Origin of the sequence: Allohahella sp. A8, assembly GCF_047946665.1 — a bacterium.
Classification (GTDB): domain Bacteria; phylum Pseudomonadota; class Gammaproteobacteria; order Pseudomonadales; family Oleiphilaceae; genus Allohahella.
Map to the genome: position 1 here is coordinate 917,484 of NZ_CP172312.1, position 16,093 is coordinate 933,576.

Sequence of the window (16,093 nt, forward strand, 5' to 3'; positions counted from 1 at the left end):
TTGTCAACAATTGTAAAGGATGCATTCGCCGGATAGAAAAGCAAGGGTCGCTCTGGTAGAGTAACGCCGTTTTTTCAGTCACTTGTAAACTGTCATTTGTAATGTTGTATCGCAGCGTGATTCACACGGCTGCGCAAGAATTCTTCAGGGGCGCTTCGTTGGCACGAGTCAGGATATTCCGGCACTACTTCTACATGCCGTACATGGTGCTGGGTCTACTCGACGCGGCCTTCATCTTCGCCGCGTGCTATCTGGCCATCTACTTCGAGTACTTCCAGATGACCGACTATTTCAAGGCCTATGCCCTGGAAGTCGTCAGCGCGCCGATACTCTTCACGGTCGTCAATTTCACCGCCATCACCGCGCTGGGCGTCTACCCGGCAAAGCTGACGGAGGGCATGACCGGCATGATGCTGAGAACCATCATCAGCATCCTGGCCGCGACCCTCTTTATCGGTTTCATCGTTTATGTATTCTCGCCCGTGTTCTGGGCGCTCGAGCGCGGCGTGCTCGAGTTGGCCTCGTTGTTGTCCATCTTCATTCTGGGCCTGTGGCGGCTGATCTTCTTTTTCTTCGTTCGCGAGCAGTACTTCAAGCGCCAGGTGCTCGTATTGGGTGCTGGCAAACGCGCTGCCGATCTGATTCATGAGCTCGCCGAACCGAGTAGCCGACAGGGCGTCAGTCTGATCGGCTTTGTCACGTCTAACGGTGACGAGGTTCACATTGGTGAAGAGAATCATATCTTTACGCCGGAAAGTCTCAGCGAATACTGCAAGACCCATCCGGTCGATGAGATCGTCATTGCGCTAGACGACCGTCGCAAGAAGCTGCCGCTCGAAGAGTTGCTCGAATGCAAGATGTTCGGCGTAAACATCATCGATGCCGCCAGCTTCATCGAGCGTGAGGTACGTAAGGTGGCACTCGATCTCATTCAGCCAAGCTGGATGATTTATTCAGATGGCTTTGGTGGCGTATCGGCAACCCAGTTCGTGAAGCGGATTTTTGATATTGCGGCGAGTCTGGTGCTGCTGCTGGTGTCGTGGCCCATCATGTTGCTGACGGCAGTAGCCATCAAGATCGAGGACGGTATCAAGGCGCCCGTTTTCTATTTGCAGGAGCGGGTCGGCCTCAATGGCAAGCCGTTCAATGTCATCAAATTCCGTAGCATGGGTACTGATGCCGAGAAGAGCGGAGCGGTCTTTGCTCAGAAAAATGACGTACGTGTAACGAAAGTAGGCGCATTTGTTCGTAAAGTGCGAATTGACGAGCTGCCGCAGATCCTTAATGTACTCAAGGGTGACATGGCCTTCGTCGGGCCACGCCCGGAGCGGCCGGTGTTCGTGAAACAACTCGCGAAGAACATCAGCTACTACAATGAAAGACATCGGGTAAAACCCGGCATCACAGGTTGGGCTCAACTCTGTTTTGCGTATGCAGACAATGAAGAAGACACGAAGGAAAAGCTTCGCTACGACCTGTACTACATCAAGAACCAGAGTTTGCTGCTGGATCTGATCGTGCTGGTGCAGACGGCCGAAGTCATCCTGTTCAAGAAAGGCTCACGTTAGCAGGACCCTACTCGGGGCAGCTGTACTCACATGATAGGCTATGAAAGGGAAACTTAATGTCGAAATTACCGGGTAAACTGCTGCTGTCGATGCAGTTGCTACGTCGTGCAACCGCTTTACTGCTGATCGTGTCCGTGACAGCGGTTCTGGGTGCATGTCAATCTGTATCCTACTCGGACTCGGAGCTGATCGAAGCCGCACTGAAGGCCAAGCCTCAGTCCCTGGAAACCTATGTTCTCGGGCCTGGCGATGCCGTCAGCGTATCGGTCTGGCGCAACCCCGACCTATCTACAGAAACAACTATCCGGCCGGACGGCAAGCTGTCCAGTCCGCTGGTAGGCGACCTGTTGGCAGCTGGCCTGTCACCGGAGCAACTGGCGACCGCCATCGAAGATAGACTCTCGGTTTACCTCAAGGAACCCAAAGTCAGCGTCATAGTGCGCAACTCGAACAGTTATGAGTTCACAAATCGGGTTAGAATTACGGGTGCAGTCAATAATCCGCAGTCCATTCCTTACAAGGAAGGCGTTACAATACTTGATCTCGTGCTGTCTGCTGGTGGCATGACCGACTTTGCGAAGGGTGGTAGCGCCATTCTGTACAGGCAGTTCCAACAGCAGACCGTGGTGATCCCGGTTGATCTCGAAGCCATCATGAATGGCGGCGATATCAGGGCAAACTACCGCCTGTTGCCAGGCGACGTCGTTACTGTGCCTGAGAAAGTTCTCTAGACAGGGAAGAATGCTGGGCACGCTCAGGCCCTTGGCAATGTATTGAACACCCGGATTGAAAACCCGATTTGAAACCAGAGTAAGCTTATGGCAGTTGCAATCAGCGATCTTCCCAGTGAAGTCGTAAAGGTGCTCAGGGCGCGCAAATGGACTTGGTTCTTCCTCTTCCTGCTTGTCGCGACCTTTGTGCTTCTAATTGGCGTCGTGTTCCCGAAGAAATATATCTCCCATGCGGTCATCAAGATCGATGACCCGAACCTTATCAATCCGCTTATGAACGATAAGGCGCCCGCTGCCCATCAGCGGCCCGATCGCGCCGCAGCCATCCTCGATGTATTGAACTCCAGGGAGATCCTGCTGCAGCTCGCGGATCTGGAAGAGATCTTTGGCGAGGTGAAGACCCCTGCCGATGAAGAGCGGGTTGTTCAGGAAATGCGGTTGAATATCTCCGTTGAAAAGCAGGGCAAGGAATATGTCAAGATCGGCTATGCTTCGCCGGATCCTGAGCACGCCTTTATCATTGCCCAGAAGCTGACCCAGCTCCTGATTGATGTTACCAGTTCCAACAAGCGTGAAGATGTGCGGGCAGCCTACGAGTTCATCGACAAGCAGGTGAGGGCCTACCAGAGTCAGATCGAAGCCAGCGAGCGTCGGCTGAAAGAGTTCCTGGCATCCAAATCTGTGGGTAGTGAAGCCCAGGTATCCAACAAGGTTATCGATCTCGAACGTCAGATCGAGGAAACGAGGCTTGCCAAGCAGGAAGCTGAAACCCAGGCCAGAGTACTGCGCTCCAAGGTTGGCGGCGGTTCCGACAACCAACAGGAGCAGGGTCAATACGCCCGTTATGAAGACCGCATACTGAGCCTGCAGCAGCAGCTCGATACCTTGCGCTTGTCCTATCAGGAAAGTTATCCCGATATCGTCAGCCTGAAACAGCAAATCAGTGAGCTCGAAGGCCTCAGAGATCAGTTGAGAGCGAGCAATCCGGGCGCAGTATCACCGGCCGGCCCTGGATTCCGTGACCTCCAGACTGAATTGCTGGCGACCGAAACCAGAATCGAGACACTCGGCACCCGGCTTAATTCTCTGGGACAGCTACTGGAGCTCGAACAGGGCAGGATGGAGCGTGTACAGGATACCCGCGCCAAGGTCTCGGAACTGACCCGTGACTACGAAGTGAACAAGGAAATCTACGACGACCTGCTGCAGCGACGCGAGCGTGCACGGGTTTCGCTTCGCATCGACGTGGAAGGCTATGGCGTGAACTACGTGCTGCATGAAAGCGCGCGCCTTCCAAGAGAGCCTTCCGGTCTCGCATTCTACCATTTCGCGCTTGCCGGTCTGCCACTTGGTCTGCTTGCGCCGTTCGCTATCGCCATCGCCTTCTGTATGGTCGATCCGCGGGTTCGTTCGGCCGCCTTGCTGCATGAGAACACTGGCGTGCCTGTGCTCTCTCACATTCAGTACCTGGTAACACCTTACGAAGAGCGCAAGAACCGTTCGAAAACGCGCACCATTATCATACTTTCCATTTTCGCAGCCGTTGCCTATATCGTCGTTGCGTGGTTCATATATGCAGGAGGCGTATAATGGCTGACGAATTCAAGAAGCCTAAGTCCATCGATAGTCAGGGCGGCGGTGATATGCAAGCCCAGCGTGGCGAAGTCGTTTCCAACGACGGGGGACGCGGTGCTGCCAAGGATTCGGTGCTGGTACCGAGTTCATGGGAGGTTCAGGAAGGCGGCCTCGAACGTTATGTGGTCAGCAAGCAGATCGTGCGCATGCGTGAGCCGGGACTGCTGTCGCCGGACGATCTCTGCGAAAAGCGCATCATCTTTCCAGAAAGCCCGTATCGTAAATCGGTTGAACGATTCCGGGAGCTGCGAACCAAGCTGCTCGAAATCAGTCGCGGCCATAACTTTGCGCTCGTGGTTTCGAGCATAGTGCCCGGCGGGGGTGCCTCGTTCAACGCGATAAATCTTGCTGCAGCATTTGCCTTTGATAGCAGCAAGACCGCACTGCTGATCGACTGTAACCTGCGCCATCCAAAGCTGCACAGTGTGTTCGATCTGTTGCCGGACCGGGGCGTTACAGACTTCCTCGAAGATCCAGACATGGATATCTCCACGATCATCTATCCAACTGGCATCCGTCGCTTGCGTCTTGTGCCGGCGGGCAGCCAGAAAGAATCTGCGAGTGAGTATTTTACTTCGTTCAGGATGCATCAGTTCCTGCAGACACTGCGTCGCCGCTACCCGGATCGTTTCATCATCCTGGACACGCCGCCGATTCTGGAATCACCTGATGCACGCATATTATCTGAAGTCTGCGATTACACGCTTTTGATCGCCCCACATGGAAGAGTCACCGAAAGCCAGGTCGTCGAAGCGGCGTCCGCCATTCCAGAGGCAAAGCTTGCCGGTGTCGTCGTTAACGGATGAGAGATTACATGCAGAAAACCTTCACACTTGCAGCCTGCACGACGGCCGTTCTGGCTGGCACGCTGACAGCTTCGGTCGTCAGCGCTGAGCCTGCCGAAATTTCGGTGACCAACGAGACCCTGTATTCGACGAACGCGGCGCTCCGGGAAAACAAGGAAGCTGATACCCGAAATCGCACCACGCTGGATTTCTACAAGGTGCTAAGCAGAACAAGGCTTTCTGGCGACATCGGTTTCAACCTCGGCTATGAGCACTACTTTAACGACGTGTTCGCCAATGACAGCGATCTGGTTGCGACCATGGACGTCAACAGCGCCTATGAATTCAGTCCCAACTTCAAATGGGAACTTCGTGACACCCTGAACCAGGTGCGGAAGAACTCCACCGAGGTGGGTACACCGGATAACCGTCAGCTTATCAACGTATTTGAGACCGGTCCGCAGTGGATGATTCCCCTTAGCGGTCGCACTGGACTCAGACTTGGCTCCGAATACGAAAATCTCTGGTTCGAAGATAGTGATGAGCAAAGTAACCGGATCACTGGTACGGCTGCGCTGGTCACCGAACTGGCGACTGGTCACCAGATCGAAGGCGGCGTCGAAGCAGATCGCGCCTGGATCGAGCGTCGACCGACAGAAATCGGCGCCACGGGCACAGTCGAGACAGACAGTAACAGCCAGACGCTTTTCGCGCAGCTCTCCAAGCAGTATGAGAATTCACGCTATTCCATCCGTGGTGGCTATACCTTTGTCAACACGGAATCGCCTACTCAAGAGACCGAGTTCGACGGGCCGACCGCTCAGCTGAGCTATGTCTATGGCGGCGTTACCACACAGGGCGTTATTGATATGCAATTGTCGCACTCGCTCAGCGACACCTTCTCTGACCAGAACGTGAAAACCTTCGACGCCCTCGATACACGAGATCGCTTCGACACTATCGAAACCACGCAGTTCAGGTTGCTTGGCAGCTATCCGCTCACCGCGGTCGACGAAATCAGTGCCATCGGTTCGGTATCGCTCGAGCAGTATCAAACCCAGGAAATCGAAGACGAGCGCTATACGGCCGAACTGCTGTATCGCCGCACATTCACACCACAGGTGCTTGGCGACATCAGCTTCCGACGTGACCAGGAAGAGTTCAGTAACAACTTGAGGGAGATCGTGACCTACTACGTGGAAGCGAGCGTCGAACATCGGCCGCTGAAAAACGTGCGACTCGAGTACGCGGTGGGTTATACAGAGCGTGAAGAAAACACCTTTGAAAACGGTGTTGAAGGCCTGAATGGCATAGAAGAGGTCTATTTCAGCTTCGGCGTTACCTGGTTCAGGCTCTGAGCATGATAACGAATGCCATGACGATTGACGTGGAAGACTACTTCCACGTTGCTGCGCTTGCCGAGTCCATCAAGGTTGATGAGTGGGATGCGCATGAGTGCCGCGTCGAAGCCAATACCGATGCGCTACTGGCGCTCTTCGACGAGAAACGCATCAAGAGCACGTTCTTTGTGCTTGGCTGGGTGGCCGAGCGTTATCCGGATCTGGTCAAGCGAATCGCAGCAGCTGGTCATGAGGTAGCCTCCCACGGCTTCAGCCATCAGCTTGTTTATAAGCAGACACCCGAAGTGTTCCGTGATGAGACCCGGCGCTCCAAGGACCTGCTTGAAAGTCTCATCCAGGCGCCGGTCGATGGCTATCGCGCAGCCTCTTACAGCATCACTGCCCAGAGTCGGTGGGCGCTCGATATTCTGGTCGAGCTCGGTTTCGTCTGGGACTCCAGCATTTTTCCGGTGAATCACGACCGTTATGGTATGCCTGGTACACCTGAACTGCCTTATCGCCTGAAAACGGACAACGGTGGCGAGATCATCGAGTTTCCGCTCTCTACGGCGAAGCTGCTTGGACGCACCATCCCCATAGCCGGCGGTGGCTACTTCAGGTTGTTCCCCTACTGGTTTTCGCGCTGGGGACTAGGGTCGATCAACCGTAAGCAGGAACCCTTCATCTTTTATCTGCATCCGTGGGAGATTGACACGGATCAGCCACGGGTGAAGGCAAGTGCATTTTCCATGTTCCGTCACTACAACAATCTCGACAAGTGCATGGATCGCCTGCGCAATCTTACAGATGATTTTCAGTTTTCGACGGTTGGTGATGTGCTCCGAAACAAGCAGCTGCTGCCAGCCGAGCCCAGGAGTGGCGGATAAACTCTGTGACAGATATGACCGAACAGATTCAGGCGCTTACTGACGAATCCAAGAAACTCAGTCGCCTGATAGGTGAGGCCAAGAAGCAGGGCCTGGATACCGCTGACGAACTGATTGCCCGCAAGAAGGCTGTGCAGGCCTCGATCGCAGAGCTCGAAGCGAAAATGGCGTCAGTGCAGCCTGACCAGGTCTCGGTAAAGCAGCCCACAGGCTCTGAAGCCGCACCAAGCGCCCCCGCAGTTACCAAAGCCAAACGCCAACCCTCCGAGCTGGAGCGTCTTCAGGCACTTATTCCCCCAGTGTACCCTCAGCCTGTTGAACTGACTGAAGCTGCGCAGTCCTCCGGGCGCTACCGTTGTGACGTTAGCCAGACTCCGCCGGCAGGTTGGGACGACTTCGTTCGTCAGCATCCCAGGGCCACGCTCTATCACGAATCGGTCTGGTTGAAGACCGTCGTAGACACCATGGGGCATGAAATCGCCTATGTTGCCTGCTATCTGGAGTCGGCTGCCGAAGAACAGCTTCAGGCGGTGCTGCCGATGATCCGGCAGAAGAGTCGTCTTTTCGGTGATATCTGGACCTCCATTCCGCTGGTCAACTATGGCGGCGCACTCGCGCTGGACAAAAACGCGGAAAAGCACGTGCTGAAAGCAGCTGCTGACTTCGCCAGAAGCAGCGGTGCACGCCATCTGGAAGTTCGCGGTTATCACAAGCAACCGACCGGCTGGCCAGAACGCACAGATAAGGTCAACATGTGGCTGCCACTGCCCGCAGATAGTGAGACCCTGTGGAAAGGCTTCAGCTCAAAGGTCCGCTCGCAGATACGAAAAGGCCAGCAAAACGAATACGAATCCCGCATCGGTGGCATGGAACTACTTGACGACTATTACCGGGTATTCAGCGAGAACATGCGTGATCTGGGCACCCCGGTGTATGGCAAATCGTTCTTCGCAGGCATCCTGACGAACTTCGGCAGTAGCGCCCGACTCATCGTCATATACTGCAAAGGCGAGCCCGCCTCCTGTGGCTTTCTAGTGGCACAGGAAACCGGTGCTGTGAAGCTGCTTGAGATACCTTGGGCGTCCACCCGGCAGGCATTCAACTCGCTGAACATGAACATGGTGATGTACTGGGAAATACTGAGTCACGCAGCTGACACTGGTTTCGACGTGTTCGATTTTGGCCGTTCCAGCAAAGACGCCGGCACCTATCGCTTCAAGAAGCAGTGGGGCGCCATGCCTGTGCAGCTCTACTGGCATTATGCCCTGTTCCAGGCCGACGAATTGCCCGCGATCAATAACAATAATCCCAAGTTCAAACTGCTCGTGGCGATATGGCAACGCTTGCCACTGTGGTTCGCAAATCGTCTGGGTCCAGCTATTGTTAAATACATTCCTTGAGTGGTTGTGACTGAGAGATGAAGGCCTTACTGAAGAACATCCGGGACACGTATCAGGCGAGAGCGGCTCGGCGCCTGCTTGGCCGCATGGGTGGAGAAGCAAAAGGCGATGCCACCGCGCAGCCACTGCTGATATTGATGTATCACCGCGTACTGCCTGAGCAGGACGAGCGACTGGCGTTCGAAGAGCCCGGGATGTACGTCACACCAGAGACCCTGGATATGCAGCTGCGAACGCTGCAGCCGCTGGTACGTTTCGTCGAACTCGCGCAGTGGGTGAGGGCGAGGCGTGAAGGGCGCCCGCTTGAAGGTGGTGATGGACGACTGTGCTGTGCTGTCACCTTCGATGATGGCTGGCTCGATAACTATGAGTTTGCCTTGCCTGTGCTGAGGCAGCACGACGTACCGGCGACAATCTTTCTGGCTACGGGCTTCATAGGCACCGGACGCACATTCTGGCCGGAGCAGCTCAATCGGCTGCTCAAACTGGCAGCGGCGCTCGGTCCTGACAGTCGCGCCAAAGGCAGCCTGGAACATTTCATTTCATCCGCAGGCATCAAACCTGACAGCAGCCGCTACGCCAACAAGGAATATGCAGCCGAAGTCATCGCCGCCTGCAAACAGTTCACCGATGCCCAGATCTACCAGTTTCTCGATGACACCTTTGCGCACCTGAAGCAGGATAGCGAACTCTCGATGAATACCGCCGAAGAGATGCTGGACTGGCATCAGGTCAGCGCCATGACGCCCACCTTTGACGTCGGTGCGCACACTGTCAATCATCTCAGGCTCAACGAGGCGGCCAATCCGGCCGACGTCGATGCAGAACTCGATGGTTGTATCGAAGCCATTCATTCACATCTCGGATCGCCGCCGGCCTTGTTCTGCTATCCCAATGGCGACGTAAGCGACTATGCCCGGACGGCGGTGGAACAACGTTTTGCCGCTGCAGTGACTACCGGCAATGGCATCAACCAGGCGAACGACTCCCTGTTTGCGCTGAAGCGCATCGGTCTGCACGAAGATGCCAGTAACACGCCTGAAGCCTTCCTGGCTAAACTCTATCGCGGCGCAGGCGCATCGTGAGCGCGCTCAAATGAACATTCTCCATGCTATCGAGACCTCGGGCCCAGGCGGGGCAGAAAACTTCATGCTGCGTCTGGTGCAGAGCCAGAAGGCCGAAGGCCATCAATGTCGTGTGCTCGTTATCAAGCCTGGTTGGCTCACGGCTCAGCTCGAGCGTCTCAATATCGACTACGACCTGATCCCGTTGCCACGGAGCCTGAGCGCGCAGTGGCTACTCACGGTGCGACGGCTTATGAAGACATACCGTATAGACGTCGTTCATACGAATGAGTTTGCGATGAACATGCATCTGGCGCTTGTCGCACGCTCTTTGGGCGTGCCGCATATCGCCACTGTTCATGGTAAGAATTATTACACTGAGAAGTCAGTCAGGCGCTTTTTCATGCGGCTGACCGCCAGGCTCAGTACACTGGTGGCCGTCTCTCACGATATCAAGAGTTTCCTGGCGACTGACGCAGACATTCCGGCCTCGCGCGTCGTTGTGATCGAAAACGGGATTGATGTGAGCAGCTACAAGCCTGATCCGAAAGTGCGGGCTCGCTACCGCGCTGAGCTCGGTGTCGCGGACGATGAGCATATGATTCTGGCGGTTGGTAACCTCTATCCGGTGAAAGGTCATATACATCTTATAGAGGCAGGAGCGCGACTCGCTCGCAACGGCGCCAGAATCAAGGTCTTCATCGCTGGACGAGGGAAGGAAGAACATAGCCTCCAGAGTCGAATCGACTCACTCGGTCTGCAGGCGCAGTGCACCTTGCTCGGCTTTAGAGATGATGCCCGAGAGTTGTTATGGGCGTGTGATATATTCGCAATGCCATCGTTGAGCGAAGGGCTGCCCTTGTCGATCCTGGAGAGTCTGGCTGCCGAACGCCCAGTCGTTGCATCCGCCGTTGGGGGCATCCCACAGGTGTTGACGGACGGCCATACCGGTTTACTCGTTCCAGCAGGCAATCCCAAAGCACTGGCGGAAGCGCTCGATAAGCTGATTCGAAATAGCGAGCTTCGCACAGCCCTTTCGAATCATGGACTTAGCTTGCTGGCAGAGCGCTATGATGCCGCTTTGATGGCCAAGCGATACGCTGAACTCTATCAGCGGAAAGTGTAAAAATATCCGACGTTATGGTTAGGCCCTAGGCCTTTAGTTCGCCGCCATCCCAGCAAGCGGTTTTTCCCGTTGTTTCTAATCCACTGATATTAAAACGCTTCTGCATCAGTAAAGACTGGGGCCCAAGCCCCTGATCGCTGTGCTATCGGCCGATTTGTATATTTTTGATACGACATTCTGACTTCTGTAACAGTGTGTCAATCTTCTATACATGTGGTTTCTTTTAATAATCTCTCTGTAGAAGAAAGTCTAAGTAAAACATGTGGTTACAAAGTTGGCACGACAAGTGCTTACCTTTATGTAACGAACAGGTAATTTAGATTACTTAGCGTTACAGCCGATCTAAAGGATTTTCATCAGGAGTTCATATGTTCACTTCAGTAGTAAAAGGTTTTTCCCTGACTGCAATCGCTCTTGCAGTTTCTCTGCCAGCATCAGCCGCCATCATCCAGGGCTTCGACGTGTCTAACGCTGCAAACGTTTCTTGCAACGGTGGCGCTCAGTACGGTCTGTGGACTAACAGCCTGACCCCTAGCAAGTGCTCCAAGTACTTCTCTATCCAGACTGGTACTACGTTCCTGCGTTCAGACGATGGCACTGCAACCTTCACTGGTTCAGCGCTGAACCCACTCGGCACAACTGCGATCTTCGACCTGACCTTCACTGGTTTCCAGGATGATTACTCAGTTGTTAAGACTGGCGGCACTGCCAAGCAGGCTGACTGGAATTTCTACACTGGTCTGACTTCAGACAGCAAAATCACTGTTGGCGGCGTAGACTACTTCGCGCAGCTGGTTGGTGCACCGACTAACGTTGGTTCAATGCCAGTATTCCAGTACGGCACTGGTGCAAACGACAAGAACGCAGCCTTCGGCGGTTCTGTCTGGATGGACATGTATGCTGCTGACGGCACTGCGCTGTTCACTGGTGGCAAGCACTGGGACATCAACTTCAACCTGACTGAGAACCCAGACCTGGTTCCTGACGTTGACGTTCCTGCGCCTGCTACCCTCGGCCTGCTGGCACTTGGTGTTGCTGCTCTGCGTCTTTCACGTCGCAGCAAGTAAGTATTCACTGACATTTGATCGGGAGGTCTTTGATCTTCCGGCAAGGTTAGCGAAAGAAAAACCCTTCCTCGGAAGGGTTTTTTTATGAGCTTTTTTATTTCTCTGCTCGTACCCAGCCAGCTCTGTACCAAACGGAATAATCCCTTTGGATAGCCATTGTAACTTTGACGGCGAGCAGTGTAGTGAATTGTAAAAACTACCCCCTGAAATGCTGCGTATAATTACGTAGACAACGTTAAAACCCTATGTAGAACAGCTAGCTACAAAGTTGGCACATTTCCTGTATGTTAACTTACTGCAATACACGGAATGTTTTTGTGAAACGTTGTACCTGTAGACATCAGGATGACAACTCACGACCAACTACAACCTTACAGGGGTTTCTCATGTTTAACTCAAAATTGGCGCAATCACTCTCTCTCTCGGCTCTGGCTCTTGCAGTCGCACTGCCAGCTTCAGCAGCTGTAATCGAAGGCTTTGACGTTAGCGATGCTGCCGTCAGTGCGGATGGCAACAGCTTTGGTCTGTGGACCAACACCCTGAACACTGGTGGTGATGTTCATTACTCAATCCAGACAGGCACAACCTTCATCCGTTCAGATGATGGCACTGCAACCTTCACTGGCACTGCTACCAACCCAAGCGGCGTTGGCGCAATCTTCGACCTGACCTTCACTGGCTTCACTGAAGATTACTCAGTAGTCAAGACTGGTGGCATGGAAGAGCAGGATGACTGGAAGTTCTACACTGGTCTGACAGCAGACAGCAAAATCACTGTTGATGGCGTAGATTACTTCGCCCAGTTGGTCGGCGCTCCAGACAACGTTGGCACTATGCCTGTATTCCAGTACGGCACTGGCGCGAACGACAAGACTGCCGACTTTGGTGGTTCTGTATGGCTCGATATGTACAATGCTGAAGGCGAAGCCCTTTTCGGTGACAACCACTGGGACATCAACTTCGACCTGACAAACAACCCAGACCTCGTTCCTGACAACCCAGGTTCAGGCGTAGACGTACCAGCACCTGCAACACTGGGTCTGCTGGCTCTTGGTGTAGCTGCTCTGAGACTGTCACGTCGCAAGCAAGCATAAGATTTCAAAGATTTGCAGAAGCCTCCTTCGGGAGGCTTTTTGTTAAGCGTCGATTATCCGCATCTAGTCACTTCCCCAATTGTCCAGAAAGCATACAGATCGTCTGGCAATGTCTCCGTTCCTACCCTTGTCTATCTTCTAAAGCTGTCGTGAAATCAGTGGGCTATTATTTCTGGCCTGGAAAATGCTTATGACGGTCAGCGACGATCCTTCTCATACCCAACGTCCCCACGTACTCATTCAACACTTGGCTTACACAGGCTGTAAATAAATGAAGGCTGTAATCTCAAAACGTTTTGCACTGTCGGCTCTGGCGATGACTTTGTCCATGTCCGTATCGGCTACTGTGATCAGTGGCTACGATGTCACCGATACCGCCAGTAAGGATTGTGGTGGCGCCAGTCATGGCCTGTATACCAACTCCCTCAAACTGGGTTCCAAGAAGTGCGCAGCGAGATCATATAGCATCGGCAGTGGGTCAACATTTCTGCAGTCAGACGACGGTACAGCACGCCTGACGGGAACCGCTTTGAATCCTTATGGAATCAACGCTGCCTTCGATCTCTTGTTCACCGGCTTTACCGAAAGCTATCCAGTCGTCAAGAAGGGTGGCTCTTCGAATACCGCTGACTGGAATTTCTATACCGGCATGTCGAGCGATAGCCGTATTACTGTGGATGGCATCGACTACTATGCGCAACTGGTTGCTGCCCCAGGCAAGTCTGGCAAAGCGCCCGTCTTTCAGTTTGGTACGGGTGCCAACGACAAGACCAATGCCTTTGGTGGCTCTGTATGGATGGATATCTATGCCGCCAATGGTAAGCCGCTGTATACCGGTAGCAAGCACTGGGACCTGAACTTCGATTTGAACTACAACGAAGACCTGGTGCCGGATATCAACGTTCCGACGCCAGCTACGCTCGGTCTGCTGGTGCTTGGCATAGCAGTGACCTGTCTTTCACGCAGGAAGAACAGCCAAGCTTCTTGATACAAAGCGCAGGAAACAGGACAAACTGATCTCGTACCTGTTTTCTGAAGGCAATAAAAAAGGCCCTTCCGCAAGGAAGGGCCTTTTTGCGTTCTGGTGTGTCAGGTGTCTTTAGACGCCTTCCAGACCGAAGCGCTGATTGTCGCCACCGTTAGCGCTGTACTGCTGAACCGCTGCGCGGTTGTCATCAGACTGGCCGCGAATGTCCAGGTTCTTGTAGCTGGCCTTGTTCGATACGCGGAAGTGGCTGCCATCGGCAGTGAGCTTCCACTGCTGGCTAGAGCTGCCGTTGCAGTTTTCCTGGATCGCACGAGCACGATCACCGTTGCCATCGATAGACAGACACTTGCCTGAGTGACGTGCCTTCAGTGTGAAGTAGCCACCAGAAGTCGCTGAGGCTGTGAAGGCCTGGTTCGAACCACCGTGACATGACCACTGGGCGATAGTGGCACCTGAGTAGCTCGCGTTACCGCTTACGTCGATACACTTGCCGCTGTTCTTAGCACGAAGACGGTAGGTCTTGCCGTCGGTGATTGACGAAGTCGAGCCAGAGCTGGTGTTGTTAGTTGGTGTCGAAGGCGATGTGGTGGTTGTTGAGCCACTCTTGCTCGCGCGGTAGTTCGAAAGCTCGTTTCGAACGTTCTGAAGTGCTCGAGCTGCGTCAGCTTCATTCGACTTGCCGGCAGGCACGCCACATGGCTTGCCGTTGCATGACACGTTAGGGTTGGAGAACTTGCCAATACGGCTTGTGCCGTAGAGGTGAGCATAGGACATGATAGTGGCGAAGGAGTACTCGACACCGTAGCCCAGCGCGTAGGAGTAGCGCGAGCCGCTAGTCTTGCCCTGCTTGCGCGAGTGGTCAAGACCCATGTTGTGGCCGAGTTCGTGTGCCATGGTCATCGGGCCGCACTTCGGGCCGACGACACTGTAAGCATATTGGCTGGACATGGTGACATAACCAATGCCGCAATTGGCCTTGTCGCTCATCATGACGACGAAATCGGCGCCCAGGCTGTCACGCTTGCTGCGAACAGAGGAGTCTTTCTGCAGGTTGGTGATGAGGTCAGTCACGCTGCTGCCAGACTCACTGTGATATGAAGTGCCAACCAGGTTGAGCTTGATATCGACTTTCGAGTTGGCGTAATAGCTGTTGATCTGATTGACCCAGCTGCGTGCAACTGTTGAAGGCTCGCCACCAAGCTGTGATTTTGCGCCGCTATCGTATACCACGAGCACATCCATTGTTGCTGCCTGTGCTGCAGCTGCTGACGCGAGCATACCAGTGCTGAGAATAGCTGTGAGAAGAGGGCTCGCTGACCGTCGGTGACTCTTTTGGCTCGTGATGTTCGGGTTGTTCAAGGTAATTCTCCTATCATCCGTAGTGTTTAGAGGCTGCCCCTCGGGACAGCAGCAAAGTTCTTGAAATGTTTCGTTCCTGACGCCTGTAATCAGGAATTCTTTTGTTCTGGTGGGTAGACGCGGTCGTCCTCGTCTCCCGGATTGAACAGTGTGCCGGTCGGAACGATCCAGCCTGCAGCTGCCCGGGACTCGATCATGTATTCGCCGTTTGGCGTGGTGATGCCACCGATGGTGACTGTCTCACCCTGCGTGATCGATACCTGATTTTCTTGTTCGTAATCCTTTATGCGGCCGAACCAGGTCACTTCACCGGTTTCGCTCACTTCCACGTTGTCCACGACCATTTCCATGCTGCCACTTTCAAAGGACACAGGCAGTTCCAGCGTGTCGCCAGGGACCAGTGTCTCAATCTTCATCTGATCGACCTTGACGAACTCACGACCGTCGAAACGCTGTTCCGGGGTCAGGTCGAGCTGGTCACTAGCCTCGGCACTTTCCTGCCATGGGTGCTCTTGGGCCAGGGCTTTCAGAACGGATTCAGGGTCGAAGACCTTGCCGCCGCGACGAGCCTGCATTTCGAGCATTCTTGTTTCGAGGCTGGGGTAATCAGAGTTGGTATTGAGGGACTGGTACTGGGATTCTTGTGCGGGGGTAACAGTAAAGCCGTAATTGCCTGATTCGTCTGCCAGATGCTCCGACTCAAAATCTGTCGGTGCATCGTTCGTCGTCTGGGCCACTGCCCCCTCGAGGCGCTGTGGGGCCGGCTGGACTGGCGCGTTCATTTGCAGCATGTCCGGCTCAGCTACCGGTGCCACCATTGTGGTGACCGCTTCAGCGGAATCGACAACGGGGAGGGCGACGGTATGGTCGCCAGTAGGGACAGCATCCACAAGTATTGTAAGGGCTACAACAAAAGCGCCTATTGAACCGGTGGTCGAGACCCAGAACAGTGGTCTGCTGAGAATTCTCTCAGAAGCGTGATCCCGAGCTGTGCTCAGTTTTCTATTCTGCTGCTTCATCGCTGTTGCCTCCCGACTTAATCTCTTATC

At 54.1% G+C, this 16,093-nt stretch carries 14 protein-coding genes; 12 read left to right on the top strand and 2 right to left on the bottom strand.

Annotated features, from left to right (window positions below; translation table 11 throughout):
- Positions 1-158 precede the first annotated feature (158 nt).
- The 12 genes from ACH3PB_RS04530 to ACH3PB_RS04585 all read left to right on the top strand — a co-directional run bounded on the left by ACH3PB_RS04530 (position 159) and on the right by ACH3PB_RS04585 (position 13,685).
- Positions 159-1,568, top strand: coding sequence for a TIGR03013 family XrtA/PEP-CTERM system glycosyltransferase (locus tag ACH3PB_RS04530; RefSeq protein WP_416398251.1), 1,410 nt, complete (start codon positions 159-161; stop codon positions 1,566-1,568).
- A gap of 56 nt (positions 1,569-1,624) precedes the next feature.
- Positions 1,625-2,299 carry an XrtA/PEP-CTERM system exopolysaccharide export protein gene (locus tag ACH3PB_RS04535; protein WP_416398252.1) on the top strand — a complete coding sequence of 225 codons (675 nt, stop codon included), beginning with the start codon at positions 1,625-1,627 and terminating at the stop codon, positions 2,297-2,299.
- 87 nt (positions 2,300-2,386) lie between these two features.
- Entirely contained in the window at positions 2,387-3,889 is a 1,503-nt protein-coding gene (locus tag ACH3PB_RS04540; RefSeq protein ID WP_416398253.1) for an XrtA system polysaccharide chain length determinant, read from the top strand.
- Complete coding sequence (locus tag ACH3PB_RS04545) at positions 3,889-4,740, top strand: polysaccharide biosynthesis protein (protein WP_416398254.1); 852 nt, start codon at positions 3,889-3,891, stop codon at positions 4,738-4,740. Before ACH3PB_RS04540 ends, ACH3PB_RS04545 begins: the two co-directional genes overlap by 1 nt.
- A gap of 8 nt (positions 4,741-4,748) precedes the next feature.
- Positions 4,749-6,077: a hypothetical protein gene (locus tag ACH3PB_RS04550; RefSeq protein WP_416398255.1), complete on the top strand. Its 1,329-nt coding sequence runs from the start codon at positions 4,749-4,751 to the stop codon at positions 6,075-6,077.
- 2 nt (positions 6,078-6,079) lie between these two features.
- Positions 6,080-6,946: an XrtA system polysaccharide deacetylase gene (locus tag ACH3PB_RS04555; protein WP_416398256.1), complete on the top strand. Its 867-nt coding sequence runs from the start codon at positions 6,080-6,082 to the stop codon at positions 6,944-6,946.
- 14 nt (positions 6,947-6,960) lie between these two features.
- A complete protein-coding gene (locus tag ACH3PB_RS04560) occupies positions 6,961-8,346 on the top strand; it encodes a FemAB family XrtA/PEP-CTERM system-associated protein (protein ID WP_416399414.1) in 1,386 nt (461 codons plus the stop codon).
- 17 nt (positions 8,347-8,363) lie between these two features.
- Positions 8,364-9,431: a polysaccharide deacetylase family protein gene (locus ACH3PB_RS04565; RefSeq protein WP_416398257.1), complete on the top strand. Its 1,068-nt coding sequence runs from the start codon at positions 8,364-8,366 to the stop codon at positions 9,429-9,431.
- Positions 9,432-9,441: 10 nt separating this feature from the next.
- Positions 9,442-10,536 carry a glycosyltransferase gene (locus ACH3PB_RS04570; RefSeq protein ID WP_416398258.1) on the top strand — a complete coding sequence of 365 codons (1,095 nt, stop codon included), beginning with the start codon at positions 9,442-9,444 and terminating at the stop codon, positions 10,534-10,536.
- A gap of 368 nt (positions 10,537-10,904) precedes the next feature.
- Positions 10,905-11,603 carry a PEP-CTERM sorting domain-containing protein gene (locus ACH3PB_RS04575; protein ID WP_416398259.1) on the top strand — a complete coding sequence of 233 codons (699 nt, stop codon included), beginning with the start codon at positions 10,905-10,907 and terminating at the stop codon, positions 11,601-11,603.
- A 386-nt stretch (positions 11,604-11,989) separates the two neighbouring features.
- Complete coding sequence (locus tag ACH3PB_RS04580) at positions 11,990-12,697, top strand: PEP-CTERM sorting domain-containing protein (protein WP_416398260.1); 708 nt, start codon at positions 11,990-11,992, stop codon at positions 12,695-12,697.
- A gap of 271 nt (positions 12,698-12,968) precedes the next feature.
- Complete coding sequence (locus ACH3PB_RS04585) at positions 12,969-13,685, top strand: hypothetical protein (RefSeq protein ID WP_416398261.1); 717 nt, start codon at positions 12,969-12,971, stop codon at positions 13,683-13,685.
- 111 nt (positions 13,686-13,796) lie between these two features.
- On the opposite strand, the gene ACH3PB_RS04590 is transcribed toward ACH3PB_RS04585, so the two are convergent.
- Together ACH3PB_RS04590 and ACH3PB_RS04595 are read right to left on the bottom strand one after the other, a co-directional pair.
- The gene (locus ACH3PB_RS04590; RefSeq protein ID WP_416398262.1) at positions 13,797-14,963 is read right to left on the bottom strand and encodes an RICIN domain-containing protein; all 1,167 of its coding nucleotides are present in this window, start codon (positions 14,961-14,963) and stop codon (positions 13,797-13,799) included.
- 170 nt (positions 14,964-15,133) lie between these two features.
- Positions 15,134-16,063, bottom strand: a complete 930-nt coding sequence (locus ACH3PB_RS04595; protein WP_416398263.1) for a hypothetical protein — start codon at positions 16,061-16,063, stop codon at positions 15,134-15,136.
- Positions 16,064-16,093 lie beyond the last annotated feature (30 nt).